This is a genomic window from Arenibacter palladensis (assembly GCF_900129275.1).
GTDB lineage: Bacteria > Bacteroidota > Bacteroidia > Flavobacteriales > Flavobacteriaceae > Arenibacter > Arenibacter palladensis.
The window spans coordinates 535,326-551,027 of sequence record NZ_FQUX01000001.1 but is presented as its reverse complement, the minus strand read 5'-3'; the positions used below and the strand labels follow the sequence as shown (position 1 = coordinate 551,027).

Below are 15,702 nucleotides of genomic sequence, written 5' to 3'. Positions count from 1 at the left end.
TTTAAAGAATAGATTTATTTTAGATTAAGTAAATACTTTCCATAACCACTTTTTAAGAGGGGTTCTGCCAAACTGTGCAGTTGGTCTTTTGAAATATACCCCATGGTATAAGCAATTTCTTCTATAGCACCAATTTTAAGGCCTTGTCGTTCTTCAATTACCTCTACAAATTGTGAGGCCTGCATTAAGGAGGCAAAAGTACCAGTGTCCAACCAAGCTGTTCCCCTGTCCAAGATACTCACTTTTAGTTTGCCTTTATCCAAATATGCCTTATTGATATCAGTAATCTCAAGTTCTCCCCGATCACTAGGTTTTATACTTTTGGCAATTTCTATTACCTCGTTATCATAAAAATATATACCTGGAACTGCGTAGTTCGATTTTGGATGGGTTGGTTTTTCTTCTATACTTATGGCTTTACCATCTGCATTAAATTCCACCACGCCATAACGCTGGGGATCTTGAACATGATACCCGTAGATAATTCCACCATCCGGATCATTATTAGCTTGTAGTAGATCAGCTAAACCGGACCCATAAAAAATATTATCGCCCAAAATCAGGGCTACTTTATCCTTTCCAAGAAATTCTTCCCCTATAATAAACGCCTCTGCAAGCCCTTTTGGCTCTTTCTGACAGGCATACTTAAAATCGCAGCCCAATTGGGATCCATCTCCCAACAATTTTTCAAAGAGGTTCCTGTCTTGCGGCGTAGTAATAATCAGTATTTCCCTGATTCCGGCCGACAATAAGGTGGCCAATGGATAATAAATCATGGGCTTATCGTAGATGGGCATGAGTTGTTTGCTGATCGCAATAGTAATGGGGTATAATCTAGTTCCTGAACCTCCTGCCAATATGATGCCTTTCATCTTTTTGTTTTTATGTTACTCTACCCTTTTCTGCGAAGGCCAAAAACCGAGTTATTTTTAATTATATTTATTAATATACCAACCGACTGTCTTTTCCATTCCAGTATTTATATTTTGTATTGGATTCCAACCTAATTCTTCGGATACCTTGGAGAAGTCTATGGCATATCTAAAATCATGTCCGGGGCGGTCTGTTACAAAAGCCAATTGATCAAGATAACTTCCTTGTTTTTTAGGGAGTAAACGGTCCAATATTTGACAAATTTGATTAACAATTTCAATATTGGTTTGTTCCGAGTTTCCACCCAAAAGATAAGTTTCCCCTGTTTTGCCGTGCTTAAAAATAGTTGATATTCCTATACAATGATCTTCTACATAGAGCCAATCTCGTACATTGGTCCCATCTCCATATATTGGAATATCTTCCCCTTTCAAGGCTTTTCTAATGATAGTTGGTATCAACTTTTCGTCGTGTTGATGTGGTCCGTAATTGTTGGAACAATTACTGGTAACAACATTTAGGCCATAGGTGTGATGGTAACTTCTTACCAAGAAATCAGAAGAAGCTTTTGAGGCGCTATAGGGACTGTTGGGGGCATAAGGGGTCTTTTCGGTAAAAAAGCCTTCAGACCCTAAACTTCCATAAACCTCGTCGGTAGAAATATGGTGAAAACGGGAATTTGCATACCCTTCCTTGGGTTGATTCACGGATTTCATCCAAAAATTTTTAGCAGTTTCCAAGAGTACAAAGGTACCTTCAATATTGCTTTTAATAAAATTTTCAGGATTTTCAATTGACTTATCTACATGCGATTCGGCAGCAAAGTGTATAACATTATCAACTTTGTATTTTGTAAATACACCCTCAACTAAGGAAACATCGCATATGTTACCCTTAATGAAGTGATAGTTGTCATAACTTTCGACTCCTTTGAGATTTTCTAGATTCCCTGCGTATGTAAGAAGATCCAAATTGATAATTTGGTCATTGGGATTGGCGTTAAGAAAATATTGTATAAAATTACTTCCTATAAACCCAGCCCCACCTGTAACCAATATGTTCATGGATTATTCCTTTTTGTAGTTCTTTAAGTAGGTATTTAAGTCCAATAGACTAAGGATTAATAGGGTAATCCCGATAAATCCAAGGGGAATCCAAAATTTATAGCTATTCAGTATTCCCTTTACCTCTACACCCCTTCTAGGGAAGGCAGAGATAACATTTAGTATGCTTGATTTGTTGGCCCTTTCTTCATTGAGCAATACCAAGTTTTCCTTTAACTTATCCACTTGGTTGATCAAGGCTAATTCTTTATTTTCTTGTCCTCCGTTTTCCCCTAAACTAATATTGGTACCTTGTTGCGGTTTTTCAGCTTCCTTTTCCATGACCCTTTTATATAGACGCTGTAGAGAATCCACTTCCATTAGCTGTTTTTTGTAAAGACTGTCCTGTAAACTTATATTTTGGTCACTAATGCTCTGTTGTAGTTGAAAATATTCGTTTCTCGAAATCGACTTAATAATTGAGGGCTGAATCTTTTTTGCGACTGTACTATTAGTTGCCGTAACTGATATAGTATGGAATCTAGCATCCATGGAGTTGAAGTTTTTTAAATAGTTTTCCATGTCGATGGCCTTTTTTGTTGTGGAATCCAAACTACGTACAAACTTGTCGAACAATTGCACCTTTTGGTTTTCATCCGAATAGGACTCCACTACAAACTTTTTTAGTTTGAAAGCTTCGGAGACACTGACATCCAATGCTTCTGCTAAGGCGGTGGAGTCTTCTGCCGCCGCCAACTCATTATAAAAATTTACGTTATTGTATAATTGTTGCACACTGTTAAAATTGGGTTCAACAACCATAGTCGAAATAAATTTCGGCTTTTTTATCATATCCAAATAAATTCCCAAAGCCAAACCTACAACCGCAGTTATTACAAATTTTATGAAATGCTTTTGTAAAAAAAGCAGGAATAGTATAACCGTATGGAAAATACTTTTGAAAATATTACCTATAAAACGGAAAAATTTCTTGAACCCGTTTCCAATTAATTGAAACAGTTGCCCCAAATCTACTTCATCGGAAGAGGATGAGCTACTATTCGTCGGTTGTTGATTAGCCATAAACTAGGAATTAAATATTTGTGTTAGTATTTTATCGGTTATTAAATAGGTGGGTTTAACCCCTGTGGTTCCCAAACCACCGGATGCCAAGGTGCTCCCCGTTTCCAAAGGGTTATCGGAGGCATAATAGGCATAACGCACTTTAACATCTTCCCGTATACTTTTTCTAATTTTGGATGCGGATTGTATTGCCTTCTGATAATGCACCCCTTCCATTTCCAACCCAATTACGTTCCAAGTGGATTCATGAAAGAATTTCAGGATGTCCCTGTTTTGCAAAGAGGTTCCCAAGACGGTCACCATAGCTCCTTGTAAAACTTTTAGTCCGTTGCCTTCAAAATCTTCTTTTCGCAATTCATTGTCAAAAGGGTAATTATCTGCCGTTCCTTCAAAAATGTGGGCGTCGGGAATCATTATATCCCCTTTGCCACCTTCCAGAATTCCTGCCTTTCCCATAATGGTAATGGAAGCCACATTTAAAAATACCTCTTGGTTTTTTTTAACTCTATATGGCTTTAATAATTCATCAATGGTTTCATAAGCCTGTTCCCCAAAGGCGTAATCCATAACAAAGATAACAGGTTTTTCATTTTCTGGACAGTTTGCAGGCAAATCGTAACAACAGGCACCTTTACCCAATTTTGACATGTCAAAAATTTGTACATCTATATTGGTGCCGGAAACGTCATCAATGGCGATCATACCGTTTTTTTTAGCTTGGGCAATCACCTTTTCCCTTAAGTGGGAATTTTTGGGGATGCTCAAAGCCTCATATGTCTCCAATTTTGTCTTTCCCGCCAAAGTCTTGGACAAGGCTTTTTTGGCGAACAATGAATTCATTACGCTGTGCATATTGGCACTTATAATATGGATGGGACGTTCCATAAGTCCGTTTTCCTGTAATACCGCTTTAATCCTGTTGGCCCAACGTTCCCCATGAATGTGATGTCCCAAACGTTCTCGTAACATGGGACTAAAAGTAATGGCCCTTTTATTCCCAGTGGTTTCTTCTTCAATGGCTAGTTTCCCCAACCAATAGATGATCTTTAAAAATCGCTCTGGCTCCAAAGCCGTTGAGAGTTTTTTGTGGATCGCCATTACCTCAATAAACGGCCTTCCCAAAATATTGGCCATATGTATTAGGGCTACTTCCCTTTCCCTCTGGCTAAGTTCCTCCTTATTCGCGGCCTGTTCCAATTTTACCCAGTCACGTATAGTTTTATCCGTATCCTCTATAAGGACCTTTTTACTAATTTTCTCGGATTCGATGAACAAAAAGGTGAGATGGGTCAGAATATCGTAAATATCAGATCTGCCTCGGGTAATCTCTATGTTCATCTGTTCATCATCGATCCTGTAACAGTTTCTCCGTCTTTTGGGTGGAATAATAGGTTTAAATTGGGAACCAGCATAGCCTTCGTCTGAGGTGAGGTTTATAAACCGACATTGTTCTATTCCTTCCGGCAATCTTTCCAAAACATACATAAGTCCATTAAGCTCTGCCTTTTCCTCGGCAATGGAACCATATATTTCTGGACGTAATTGTAAAAGGGATTGTCTTAAGGTTGCTCCGGAAACACCTGAAGGCTTGTAAAATCCACGGTTAAAAAGATGCCGCATTGTTATGTACAAGCGCTCAATGGCATTGGTGGAATCTTGTGCCCTAGTAGTGTTAACGGATTTACTCATAAGCGGATTTCGTGCAAAACTACAATTTATATTGTTTATTTTATTTCCTGTGTAGCTTTTATCAGTTTCTTGCCAATGCTAAATTTATAAATTTAGACTTTTAGGGTATCAATAATTGTAAATGTTGAAAAATAATGGCTGGCTTTTTTATGAGTTCTTCATTATTGACCAGCTTCTTAATCCATCGGCTACTTTTCGGTCATTGGACAAGCGCTGTACTTTGTTCTGACCTCCTAACTTTCCAATGGACTTCATATATTCTTGAAACCCATCTTTTTTTATTTGGGTAATTTTTAAAGTCTGGAGAATTTTGCCTTCAATTAAATCAAAATAATAAGTGTTTTGCTGCTGTAAGGACTCGTCCAAGATGGCAATGAATTTTTTAATGTCTGATGGGGGGCGTTCAAATTCGATCAGCCATTCGTGAAATGGAAGTTCTTTTTCATCCGGATTAATTTGGGGGGCTACTGTAAATTCGTTTATGCTGGCATCTGTTCCCTCTATAGCCTGTTTCATTGCTTCTTCCACTTCCTTGCCAATAACATGTTCCCCAAAGGCGGAGATAAAATGTTTAATTCTTCCGGAAACAATGATTTTAAAGGGCTTCAATGAAATAAACTGAATGGTATCTCCGAGATTGTAAGCCCATAAACCGGCGTTGGTAGATATGATCATGACGTAATTTACTCCCAGTTTAACATCTTTAAGGGTAATACGTTTGGGATTTTCAACAAAGAATTCATCGGCCTTGACAAACTCATAGTAGATGCCCGAATTCAATAACAAAAGCATCCCATTTTCCTTTTGGGAATTTTGGTAAGCGAAAAATCCTTCACTGGCGGGGAAGAGTTCTATACTGTCTACGCGGCGCCCGATGAGGTTCTCAAATTTTGCACGATAGGGCTCGTAGTTAACCCCTCCATAGATGAATAGTTGAAAATTTTTGAAGAGATCTCCTATTTTTTTGTCCGTTTTTTTGTTCAGCTTTTCAAAATACATTTGAACCCAAGAGGGTATTCCCGCAATAACGGTCATGTTCTCGTTTACGGTTTCCTCTACAATTTTGTTCACTTTGGTGTCCCAGTCCTCCAAACAATTGGTTTCCCAACTTGGCAATCGGTTTTTTTGTAGATAATTGGGAACATAGTGCGCGGATATCCCTGATAATCTACCAATCTTTATCCCATTTTTTTCTTTCATTTCGGGACTTCCTTGAAGAAAGATCATTTTTCCATTCACAAAATCAGCATTTCCTGTTTCATGGATATAATTCAAAATGGCATTTCGGGAAGCTTCAACCTGGTACTTAATGGATTCGTGGGTAATGGGGATGTATTTAACCCCGGATGTGGTCCCCGAAGTTTTTGCAAAGTAGGCAGGTTTACCAGGCCATAATACATCTTTCTGGCCTGCTACCACCTTCTCCACATATCCCTTTAACTCTTCATAGTCCCTTATGGGTACGTTTTCAACAAATTGGGCATGGGTTTTTATATTGGAAAAATGATGATCCTTGCCAAAGTCGGTATTTTTGGCAGTAGCTATGAGCGATTGGAATACCTTTTCCTGGGTTTGAATAGGATTATTTACCCAATCGGCAGTTTTTTTAGCGATATTCTTGGCAAATATTTTTGCGGCAAATGATTTTAAACTCATTTAAAATTATTTAAAATCTATAAAATTTAGTGGATCTATTGGGCTACCATTGCTCCATAGCTCAAAGTGAAGATGTGGACCTGTGGTCAACTCCCCCGTATTTCCTACCGAAGCAATTACCTCTCCTGATCTTACTACATCGCCTTGCCCTTTGTTTAGGGATCCATTGTGCTTGTATACGCTTAAAAGTCCGTCCATATGCTCCAAGATAATTACATACCCGGTTTCCGCCGTCCATTCGGCAAAAATTACGGTGCCATTGGCTACCGCTTTAATGGGGCTGTCCATAGGAGCCACCACATCTACTGCAAAATGTTTGTTTTCGGTATTAAATTCTTGGGAAATGGTGCCAGAAAGGGGAGAAAAAAGTACCTGTCCGGGATTATTAATGTTTCTTTCAAACAAATTGTATTTATCCTCCAAGGCTACTTGCTTCCTCAGCAGTGAATCTTCCCTGATCGGTGTTAAATCTATGGTAGAGGGATCCAGTTTGTATTGATCGAATAGGGAGTCCCTATTAATTTCATTATTTTCAATATCACCTTTCAGCACCTTTCTTATATTGTCTAAATACCTATTGGTATAATTTAGTGTGGCAACCAAAGAATCGGTCCTATAGGTAAGTTCTGTGGCCTGTCGCTTTAATTTAGTGGAAGAGTACCCTGGGATATATTCCCGTAAAGGTGTAAATGCTATCAACAGTATGGTGAATCCAATCAGCCCAATTATGAACAGGGAACCAGTAACAAAAACATTCATCCTGCTCAGCTTAAACGAAATTTTTTCTTCAAAGGTACTTTCATTCAAAATCACCAGACGATACTTATGAAGAAGTTTCTGTTTAATTTCCTTTCTTTTCTTTACCTTTTTGGCCATAATGAACAAAGATAAGCTTAGTAATTAACTTTAATTCTACTATTACTCAAATTGATTTTCAATACTTTTTTCAGTGCAAAAGTATCTATTAACGAAAGATATACTAAATTAGAATAATTAAAATATCTTAGAAGCTTTAAAATTAACAGCATTCTAACAACTTTTTTAGTACCTTTGTTTTTCTTAAATCATCATACTATGATATCTTTAAACACATTTTTAGCCATTGGGCCAATGCAAATCGCTTTGGTTGTGGCCATCGTCCTACTATTATTTGGAGGTAAAAAAATTCCGGAATTGATGCGTGGATTGGGAAGCGGCATTAAAGAATTTAAGGATGCTTCCAAGGAAGACGATAAATTGGAAGAAAAAAAAGAAAAATAGATCATCTTTAAAATATTTTGAAAGAACATCTGGCATTAGGCAGGTGTTTTTTTGTTTATACAGCTGTGTATATTCACATTCCCACTAAATTTAGGTACCTGGCAGAGCCGGATAGGTAAATAATTTTGGCTCCTAAATTTTTCATTTGAAGATTTAAATGAACTGTTTTTAAAAGGTATTTCATTTATACAGATAGCCTAAAAAAACCAATCGGAATTTTAATTTTGGATGTGCCTTCTAGCTCCTTAAACAAGACTGAATCACTATATCCTTCAAGTATTCAGAAATGGACCAATGTTAGGGAAAATCGTATAAATTAAGAGCTAACTTCAATATATTTCTATCTAAAATGTAGTGGCCTTTTCCTTTATATTGCTATATAAATCCCTTTAAATGGCAATTACACCATTGAAAACAATGGATTCACAACAAATAATTTTATAACGGTACTAACCGCTCTAGTTTTAGCGTTGGTAATAAAATATATGGTGTTTGCAATTCACTATGGAAGTTAATGTCGATTTTACATTTGCCGCTATATTGTTTTTAAAATTGGACCCCCAAGATTTTTTAATAGTTTAAACATGAAACAACTTCTAACAGCCTTCTTTCTATTTCTTGCTATTTTTGGCAGTGCCCAAGGAATTAGGAATAACGTTGCCTCCGATATGGATAAACGGTTTGCGGATATAGATATAAGCATCAATAATAATTCCAATGCCTCCAACACTAGGGTTACCCCTGAAATGTTTAGAAAGCGGGCTGCATCAAACCAGATAAAAAGCAGGACTTTTAAAAACCTTAAGGGGATAGATGAAGGCTTTTATATTGTCTCTGGTGTATTTTCCGATATAGGGAATGCTCAAAATCTGGTACAAAGTTTAAAGGGCAAGGGTTTTGATGCAGGATATATTAGCAATCCCGGTAATGGTCTTAACTATGTCTATTTGAATAAGTACGATAATTTGGATAGCGCTATAGCTGCTTGTAATTCCAAGTTGAATGGCACCTATAACGATCCATTTTGGCTAATGAATGTTGATAATGGCGGTACATCAAAAAAAATAGGGATAAACGGCAATGGAACGGTTTCAAATTTGCCTTTACCCAAAACAGCATTGGATAATAACTCAGGTCAAGAGGTAAAGGATTACCCTAAAGGGGTTAAAACTCCGGAACAAGATGAAAAACCCGAGCCAAAGACCAATAACGCCGAGCCAAAGGAGGAATTGTCCTTAGAAGAGGTTACTTATGAAATGCTCAGTCCTATTGAGGATGAACCACTGCTAAATAATATTGAAAGGGGAAACGGCTCAAATGAAAAATCAAACCCCAACGCCACAAGGCTTATTCAAAAAGCTGACCAATATTTTGATAAAATGTGGTATGCCGAAGCTGCCGAATTATACGAGGAGGCACTTAAAAAAGACTCCAATAATTATTCCCTTGAAATACTTCAAAAAGCAGGAGACTCCCATTATTACAATACAAATATGGAAAGGGCTTACTATTATTACAATATCATATTTGAAAGATATGAAGAGGAAGTGTCGCCCGACCAAATTTTTAAATATGCCCATACCTTAAAAGGTACCGGTAAATATTCCAAATCCAAAAGAATGATGCGGCTTTATGACAAGCAGGTGGAGAAAGGAAATGTAGGTTCCAAGTTGGATTTTAGGGCAGACCAAAAAGAAGCCATCTTGGACAATATTTTAAATATGGAACTTAAATATGGACTTAAAAACTTGGCCATAAATACCAAGTATTCAGAGTTTTCACCTATGTTTTATAACGATGACGAGATTGTTTTTGCATCGGCCAAAGACTCTTCCATTTTTAATACCAGAAGGTATAAATGGAACAATCAACCTTATTTGGACCTCTATGTCTCCAAGGTTAATAAGGAATCCCAAGACCTTAAGGCTGCAATTAGGTTTTCGAAAAAAATAAATTCCAAGTATCACGAAGCATCTGTAACCTTTACTCCCGATAATTCTACCATGTACTTTACTAGAAATAATTATGGTAAAAAACTAAAAAGGGATAAAAATGGGGTCAATCATTTGAAAATATATGTTTCCAAGAAAGTTAATGGAGAATGGACTGAAGCCGAAGAAGTACCCTTTAACAGTGATGATTATTCTACCGGGCATCCAGCGTTAAGTCCTGATGGGAAAAAGCTGTATTTTGTTTCGGATATGCCTGGAACCATTGGGGATACCGATATTTTTGTGGTAGATGTTTTGGATAATGGTAGTTATTCGGAGCCCAAAAATTTAGGTCCTGGTATAAATACGAAGCAGAAAGAAATGTTTCCGTTTATCAATGATAAGAAGTTATACTTCGCTTCCAATGGTCATGTTGGACTTGGAGGACTGGATGTATATGAAGTGGCTTATGACGAGGAAGGTTTTAAAGAGGTAACCAATATGGGTCAGCCCATCAACAGTAATAAGGATGATTTTTCTTATATCGTTAATGAAGAAAACCAAAAAGGATATTTTGCCTCCAACAGGCGTGGTGGTAAAGGAGACGACGATATTTATTCTTTTGAAAGACTGGTACTTGAAGAAGTGGAAAAGAATGCCATTTCGGGTGTGGTTACCGAGTTGATTACCGGCGATTTAATGCCTAAGGCCTTGGTCACCCTCTTGGATGAGAATAACATTAAATTAAAGGAAATGGTTACGGAAGATGACGGTTCATTTGTCTTTGAAGATTTGGATTCCAATACCAAATACACCATTAAAGCAACTAGGAGCGAATTCTTTGAAAATGTAGTTACGGCCGAAACAAAGAAAAATGAGGTGGTAAATGTGGATATTACTATGAAAAAGTTAAAGGAACTCATAGTCATTGAAGACGGAATTAAAAAGCTTAAGACCGATATGATTTTCTTCGATTTTGATAAATCCTATATAAGAAAGGATGCATCGTTGGAACTTGATAAATTGGTGGAGGTGATGACCGAGTATAAGGATATGGTAATAAAGATTGAATCCCATACAGATTCCCGAGGTCCTGATGTCTACAATAAATATCTATCGGATAAAAGGGCCAAGTCTACAAGGGCCTATCTTATTTCCAAAGGTATTTCGGCAGACCGTATTGAAAGTGCCATTGGATATGGCGAGGAGCGTTTGATCAACGAATGTGGAAACGGAGTTCGTTGTAGTAGGGAGAAACACGAACTTAATAGACGTTCAGAATTTATTATAGTAAAGATGTAATGTAGGAGATACACTAAATCAATTGTACAATAGCCGCCTTTTCTTTATGGACAAGGCGGTTTTTTTGTACTTAGCATTTCAATAAATATACTGTTGAGTATTTTTTTGGATTTACCAATAATATCCGTTAAAGTAAACGAAATCAGATTAATATAATTTTGCTACTTTGGAAAATTGCAAGGTAATGTTAGGGTTCTTGTCTCCAATGGTTGGATATTATCTAGGAGGAATCTTCTTTGTTTCCGTTGGATACAAGCCGTTACTTAGGTGATGGTAGTAGTTCTTAATTAAAGGTTAAATCCATTTTCACAACGCATAAGGGTCTATTTACAACAAAAAAGTCCGATGAAATACCTAACTGTAAGATTTTGAGTTATATATCTAATAACCAACCAAATAACCAAACCAAATATTATGAAAAACGTTCTATTAGTTAGAGAAATTTATTTAGAGGCATTTAGAAACCTAGGTCACGCTTTTGTTAAAACTTTTTTTAAGGCGATGAGCTGGTTTTGTTTTGCAAGTTTCTTAATCGTACTATATGCCTTTATATTCAGAATTACTACGGGCTTTGCCTTTGATTAAAACCATAACCAACCAACCAAACCAGAAAACGCCCGTGAGGGCGTTTTTTTGTTGCCTATAGGCCCTAATCATCCCCTCTATAGTTTAGATTAACTTGAGAAGCGGGGTTTAATGTTGTTTTTATACGTTTTATTGGCGATTGTATTATTATGTGGTCAAGTTTATGCCCAAAAAAATAGGGCCCGTTAGAGGGCCCTATACAGTGTATTTTTGTTGCCGATGTATTTATTTATCGTCCAAGAACTTCACGGTTTTCAAAATGGCTTCAAGCTGGAACATATCGTCCCTTTTTTCTGTAGCGGGAGCAAAAACAAAACCTTCAATAACCACTTTCCGATTGTTTTTATCGTCGTTGATGATATAAGTCAGAAAAGGTCCTGCCATGGGATATCCGTTGATCTCCCATATCCCTCTAACTTCGGCAGCCTTTCTATTGGCGACTTCCACGGGGAAAACATAAGGCGCAAAGGCCTTTTCGGTCATCATATAGGTTATTTTTCCAGGTACATCTGGCCCAGGGATATATTGTTTTCCTATAGAATCACGCATGGCCACAATATCCTTGACAAAGGTGGAGTCGTTTTTAAAATAATCATTCGGAATATCGTAGGCGATAATATTCATACTCCCTTTTTGAATCTGTCTATCGATCCAGATAAAATTGTTCTCCTGTTTTCCTACTTTATAAATAGAGGGTAGGGACAGGGTTATGCCCAATTTATCGTTCAATACTGTTTCCTTGCTAAGGGATTTTAAGAAACGCTTTTGTGATTCTTGGATTTCGACTTCCTTAAAAGCTTTGACAATCTCATTGGCTTTGGCATCCAAATTTGAAATAATTTCTTCATCCGTTCTTCCCTTAATGACACCAACTTTTTGGGGAGTGGCATAGACATCGGTTTTAATGTGGGCAAGGCTCAATGTATCCTTGTCTATAAAAAGTACAGAACGGGTTTGTAAAATGGTACCAGAGAAGACTTTTTGGGGCATTTGATTGATAGTGAACAGGGGTTCCTCCCAAGATAGACCCAAAACAGGTGCTGCAAAATGCTGCCTTACACGATCCCCGACTTTTCCTTCCCAAAGCTCATTTTCCATTACAATGGCCAAAGAATTTATGGCACCAATGGATTCTGGCAGATATTTCTTTTTCTCTTTTTCTTCACAAGAGACAATAATTAAAGAAAGTAATAATACTACTGCGCCAATTTTTTTCATATAGTTATTTATTTACGAAGAACAATCGCACAATTTTAACTTTGTGCCCGGTTTTATGTCATTACCACTAATACCGTTCCATTTTCGTAAATTATCTATACTAATTCCAGGATATTTTTTGGAAATGGTCCAAAGAGAGTCACCGCTTTTAACCGTATGTACCTTGGCACCTGCCGCAGCTACTGAATTTGTTGAGCTTTTGCTAGTAGTTGTTGCACTTACTGATGAAGGAATTTTTCTTGGATAAATAGTTAATCTTTGACCTATTCTAAGGTTGTTGCTTCGTAGACCGTTCCAATTTTTAATTTGGCTAACACCCACTCCGTACCTTTCTGCGATCTTTCCCAAGAAATCGCCACTGCGAACCTTGTATGTAATTTGATCTTTAGATTGTACTATTTGCGGTAATGGCTCTTCCTTGGATTTTAGTTGATTCTGTACATGGGCATAGATTGCCTCCTCATTGGCAACAAATTTCCCCAATGCATCTACTGGGAGCCGTAGGGTATAATTCTTGCCCTTTACATATGGTATTACCTTTAATTTGTAGGCCGGATTCAAAAACATGAGTTCTTCTTCGCTAACATCTACCAATTCTGAAATTTGATTAAAGGTAATAGTGCTCTTCACATGTATGGTATCGGTCTCAAAATATGGACGATCTGTGACTTGTCTTGTAAAACCATGTTCTTCCGCATATTCAAAAATATACATGGTAGCCAAAAATGCCGGTACATATCCCGCGGTTTCCCTGGGAAGGTTTCTTCTTATATTCCAGTAATTCTTGTAGCCTCCAGATCTTCTAATAGCCTTGTTTACGTTACCAGGCCCAGAATTATATGCCGCTAGAGCCAAATCCCAATCGTTAAAGATATCATGTAGCTTTTTAAGATATAAACTTGCAGCCTTGGTAGAATTAATGGGGTCGCTGCGTTCATCTACATAACTGCTAACATCCAAATCGTACATTTTCCCGGTACCGTACATAAATTGCCACAATCCAGTGGCACCGACCCGTGAACGGGCCCTCGGATTTAGTGCAGATTCAACAATGGCCAAATATTTAAGTTCCAAGGGTACATTTTGATTGTCCAATTCCTGTTCGAACAAAGGGAAATAAAATTGGCTAATAGTCAACATTCTACTCATCATATCCCTTTTACGGGTTAGAAAGTAGCGTATTACATTCTCCAATGAAGGATTGTAAACAATGTTAAAGGGTGTTTTCTGGTTTAAAAGCTTCAGTCTGGCTTTTAAGGTGTCCGTATCTACATTGAAATGATATACGGAATCTATTTCCAAGGTAGTAATGTCCTGATAAATGGAATCAAATAAAGAGGAACTGTCGTACAATTCCTTCATCCATAGGCTATCGAACTTGGCAGTTTCCGGACGGTCCTTTAAATCGTACTTTTTCTGCCCTTTCACCAAAAGCAACGGATTGTCCTGAATTTCATCCTGGGCCTCCATTGTTTCCATCTGCTCAACACCTTCCATATCCATGGCAGTAGTATCCACTGAAATTTCCTGTAACTTTGGGGCGTTTAAGCCTTTTTTTGCAGTAGGTATTGAATCAAATTCCTGTGCTACGCCTGTAACCAAGAAACCCATAGACAAGACTCCCAATAAAATATATCTGGATGTTTTCATAAGGTTTGTTTTTTTAAGCGGGGCAGACTAAAATCGTGAATTTTTTCTAAACTTTAAAATTTAATTTTTAAAAGCAGATAAAAAACAGATAACCCATATTAAATAACGTCGTATTTATGCCAATATTGCTGCTATTCCGGGAAGGGTTTTGCCTTCAAGGCTTTCCAACATGGCACCTCCACCAGTAGAAACATAGCTTACCTTGTTTTCGAAACCAAATTGCTTGACCGCAGCAACAGAATCTCCGCCACCCACTAAAGAAAAGGCGCCTTTTTTTGTTGCTTCATCAATATAATTTCCAATGGCAATGGTACCTTTGGCAAAGCTTTCCATTTCAAAAACGCCAATAGGACCATTCCATAATATGGTTTTCGATTTTAAGATTACCTCTTTAAATATTTCCAAAGTTTTGGGCCCTGCGTCCAAACCTTGCCAGCCATTAGGTATCTCGTTGGAATTAACCACTTTGGTCTGGGCATTGTTGTTAAAGTCGTCCGCTGCCAATACATCTACAGGGATATGCACTTCTACTCCTTTTTTCTTGGCCTGCTCAAGAATTTCCAAGGCTAATTCCATTTTATCATCCTCACAGATAGAATCTCCAACCTTTCCCCCTTTGGCTTTAACAAAGGTATAGGTCATTCCACCACCAATAATAAGATGGTCTACTTTATCCAAAATGTTTTCGATGATCGTAATTTTTGATGATACCTTTGCTCCTCCCAAAATAGCGGTCACTGGCTTTTCCCCTGTTCTCATTACTTTTTCTATGGCCTCAATTTCTTTGGCCAACAAGAACCCAAAACATTTCTTTTCTGGAAAAAATTGGGCAACTATGGTAGTGGAGGCATGGGCCCTGTGAGCAGTTCCAAAGGCGTCATTTACATAAATGTCCCCTAGTTTGGATAATTGCTCAGCGAAGTTCTTATCTCCTTTTTCCTCTTCGGCGTGAAACCTAAGGTTTTCCAACAAAAGAACTTCACCGCTCTTTAATTCGGCCACAGCCTTTTCGGCTATTGGTCCAATGCTTTCCGTTGAAAATTTCACCTTTACTCCAAGTACTTCGGATACCTTGTTGCAAATATGTTTTAGGGACAGATCTGGATTTACTTTTCCGTCGGGCCTTCCTAAGTGACTCATTAGCACGGCACTTCCGCCATCTTCCAGTACTTTAATGATAGTAGGCTTTGCTGCTTCAATCCTATTGTCGTCGGTTACATTAAAATCCGCGTCCAATGGAACATTAAAATCTACCCTTATTAATGCTTTTTTACCTTTAAAATTAAAATCGTTGATGGTTTTCATTTGCCACTTATTTTTAGAGAGTGACAAATGTAAAGATTTATAGGTAGTGTTTAAAGAGACTATTCCATTTATTTACATGTATTAGGGCACAATATTGATTTTAGAAT

The 15,702-nt window shown here is 37.5% G+C and carries 12 protein-coding genes; 3 read left to right on the top strand and 9 right to left on the bottom strand.

From position 1 onward, the window contains the following. Positions 1-14 precede the first annotated feature (14 nt). From rfbA to BUA60_RS02150, 6 genes are all read right to left on the bottom strand, one after another. Complete coding sequence (gene rfbA / locus BUA60_RS02175) at positions 15-872, bottom strand: glucose-1-phosphate thymidylyltransferase RfbA (RefSeq protein ID WP_072860096.1); 858 nt, start codon at positions 870-872, stop codon at positions 15-17. Positions 873-929: 57 nt separating this feature from the next. After that, positions 930-1,937, bottom strand: coding sequence for a dTDP-glucose 4,6-dehydratase (rfbB, locus tag BUA60_RS02170; RefSeq protein WP_072860095.1), 1,008 nt, complete (start codon positions 1,935-1,937; stop codon positions 930-932). A 3-nt stretch (positions 1,938-1,940) separates the two neighbouring features. Further along, the gene (locus BUA60_RS02165) at positions 1,941-2,999 is read right to left on the bottom strand and encodes a hypothetical protein (RefSeq protein WP_072860094.1); all 1,059 of its coding nucleotides are present in this window, start codon (positions 2,997-2,999) and stop codon (positions 1,941-1,943) included. 3 nt (positions 3,000-3,002) lie between these two features. Beyond that, on the bottom strand, positions 3,003-4,688 hold the full coding sequence (locus BUA60_RS02160; protein ID WP_072860093.1) for a DUF6909 family protein: 1,686 nt from the start codon (positions 4,686-4,688) through the stop codon (positions 3,003-3,005). A 147-nt stretch (positions 4,689-4,835) separates the two neighbouring features. After that, complete coding sequence (locus tag BUA60_RS02155; RefSeq protein WP_072860092.1) at positions 4,836-6,344, bottom strand: GH3 auxin-responsive promoter family protein; 1,509 nt, start codon at positions 6,342-6,344, stop codon at positions 4,836-4,838. A gap of 6 nt (positions 6,345-6,350) precedes the next feature. Continuing rightward, positions 6,351-7,220: a M23 family metallopeptidase gene (locus BUA60_RS02150; protein ID WP_072860091.1), complete on the bottom strand. Its 870-nt coding sequence runs from the start codon at positions 7,218-7,220 to the stop codon at positions 6,351-6,353. Positions 7,221-7,418: 198 nt separating this feature from the next. Here BUA60_RS02150 and BUA60_RS02145 point away from each other — a divergent pair, with 198 nt between their 5' ends. The 3 genes from BUA60_RS02145 (at position 7,419) to BUA60_RS23420 (ending at position 11,422) form a co-directional block, all read left to right on the top strand. Beyond that, positions 7,419-7,604 carry a Sec-independent protein translocase subunit TatA/TatB gene (locus BUA60_RS02145; protein ID WP_072860090.1) on the top strand — a complete coding sequence of 62 codons (186 nt, stop codon included), beginning with the start codon at positions 7,419-7,421 and terminating at the stop codon, positions 7,602-7,604. Between the two features lie 584 nt (positions 7,605-8,188). Beyond that, complete coding sequence (locus tag BUA60_RS02135; RefSeq protein ID WP_084532454.1) at positions 8,189-10,837, top strand: OmpA family protein; 2,649 nt, start codon at positions 8,189-8,191, stop codon at positions 10,835-10,837. A gap of 414 nt (positions 10,838-11,251) precedes the next feature. Then, the gene (locus BUA60_RS23420) at positions 11,252-11,422 is read left to right on the top strand and encodes a DUF6747 family protein (protein WP_317043175.1); all 171 of its coding nucleotides are present in this window, start codon (positions 11,252-11,254) and stop codon (positions 11,420-11,422) included. Positions 11,423-11,647: 225 nt separating this feature from the next. Here the strand turns inward: BUA60_RS23420 and BUA60_RS02130 are convergent, their stop codons facing one another. The 3 genes from BUA60_RS02130 to BUA60_RS02120 all read right to left on the bottom strand — a co-directional run bounded on the left by BUA60_RS02130 (position 11,648) and on the right by BUA60_RS02120 (position 15,595). Beyond that, positions 11,648-12,640, bottom strand: a complete 993-nt coding sequence (locus tag BUA60_RS02130) for a DUF4837 family protein (RefSeq protein ID WP_072860089.1) — start codon at positions 12,638-12,640, stop codon at positions 11,648-11,650. Between the two features lie 12 nt (positions 12,641-12,652). After that, positions 12,653-14,290 (bottom strand): lytic transglycosylase domain-containing protein, encoded by a 1,638-nt coding sequence (locus BUA60_RS02125; RefSeq protein WP_084532453.1) that lies wholly within the window; start codon positions 14,288-14,290, stop codon positions 12,653-12,655. Between the two features lie 114 nt (positions 14,291-14,404). Beyond that, positions 14,405-15,595, bottom strand: coding sequence for a phosphoglycerate kinase (locus BUA60_RS02120; protein WP_072860088.1), 1,191 nt, complete (start codon positions 15,593-15,595; stop codon positions 14,405-14,407). Between the last annotated feature and the right edge of the window lie 107 nt (positions 15,596-15,702).

Coding starts and splice junctions, on each gene's coding strand:
- rfbA (WP_072860096.1), bottom strand. CDS start 872: ATGAAAGGCATCATATTGGCAGGAGGTTCAGGAACTAGATTATACCCC.
- rfbB (WP_072860095.1), bottom strand. CDS start 1,937: ATGAACATATTGGTTACAGGTGGGGCTGGGTTTATAGGAAGTAATTTT.
- BUA60_RS02165 (WP_072860094.1), bottom strand. CDS start 2,999: ATGGCTAATCAACAACCGACGAATAGTAGCTCATCCTCTTCCGATGAA.
- BUA60_RS02160 (WP_072860093.1), bottom strand. CDS start 4,688: ATGAGTAAATCCGTTAACACTACTAGGGCACAAGATTCCACCAATGCC.
- BUA60_RS02155 (WP_072860092.1), bottom strand. CDS start 6,344: ATGAGTTTAAAATCATTTGCCGCAAAAATATTTGCCAAGAATATCGCT.
- BUA60_RS02150 (WP_072860091.1), bottom strand. CDS start 7,220: ATGGCCAAAAAGGTAAAGAAAAGAAAGGAAATTAAACAGAAACTTCTT.
- BUA60_RS02145 (WP_072860090.1), top strand. CDS start 7,419: ATGATATCTTTAAACACATTTTTAGCCATTGGGCCAATGCAAATCGCT.
- BUA60_RS02135 (WP_084532454.1), top strand. CDS start 8,189: ATGAAACAACTTCTAACAGCCTTCTTTCTATTTCTTGCTATTTTTGGC.
- BUA60_RS23420 (WP_317043175.1), top strand. CDS start 11,252: ATGAAAAACGTTCTATTAGTTAGAGAAATTTATTTAGAGGCATTTAGA.
- BUA60_RS02130 (WP_072860089.1), bottom strand. CDS start 12,640: ATGAAAAAAATTGGCGCAGTAGTATTATTACTTTCTTTAATTATTGTC.
- BUA60_RS02125 (WP_084532453.1), bottom strand. CDS start 14,290: ATGAAAACATCCAGATATATTTTATTGGGAGTCTTGTCTATGGGTTTC.
- BUA60_RS02120 (WP_072860088.1), bottom strand. CDS start 15,595: ATGAAAACCATCAACGATTTTAATTTTAAAGGTAAAAAAGCATTAATA.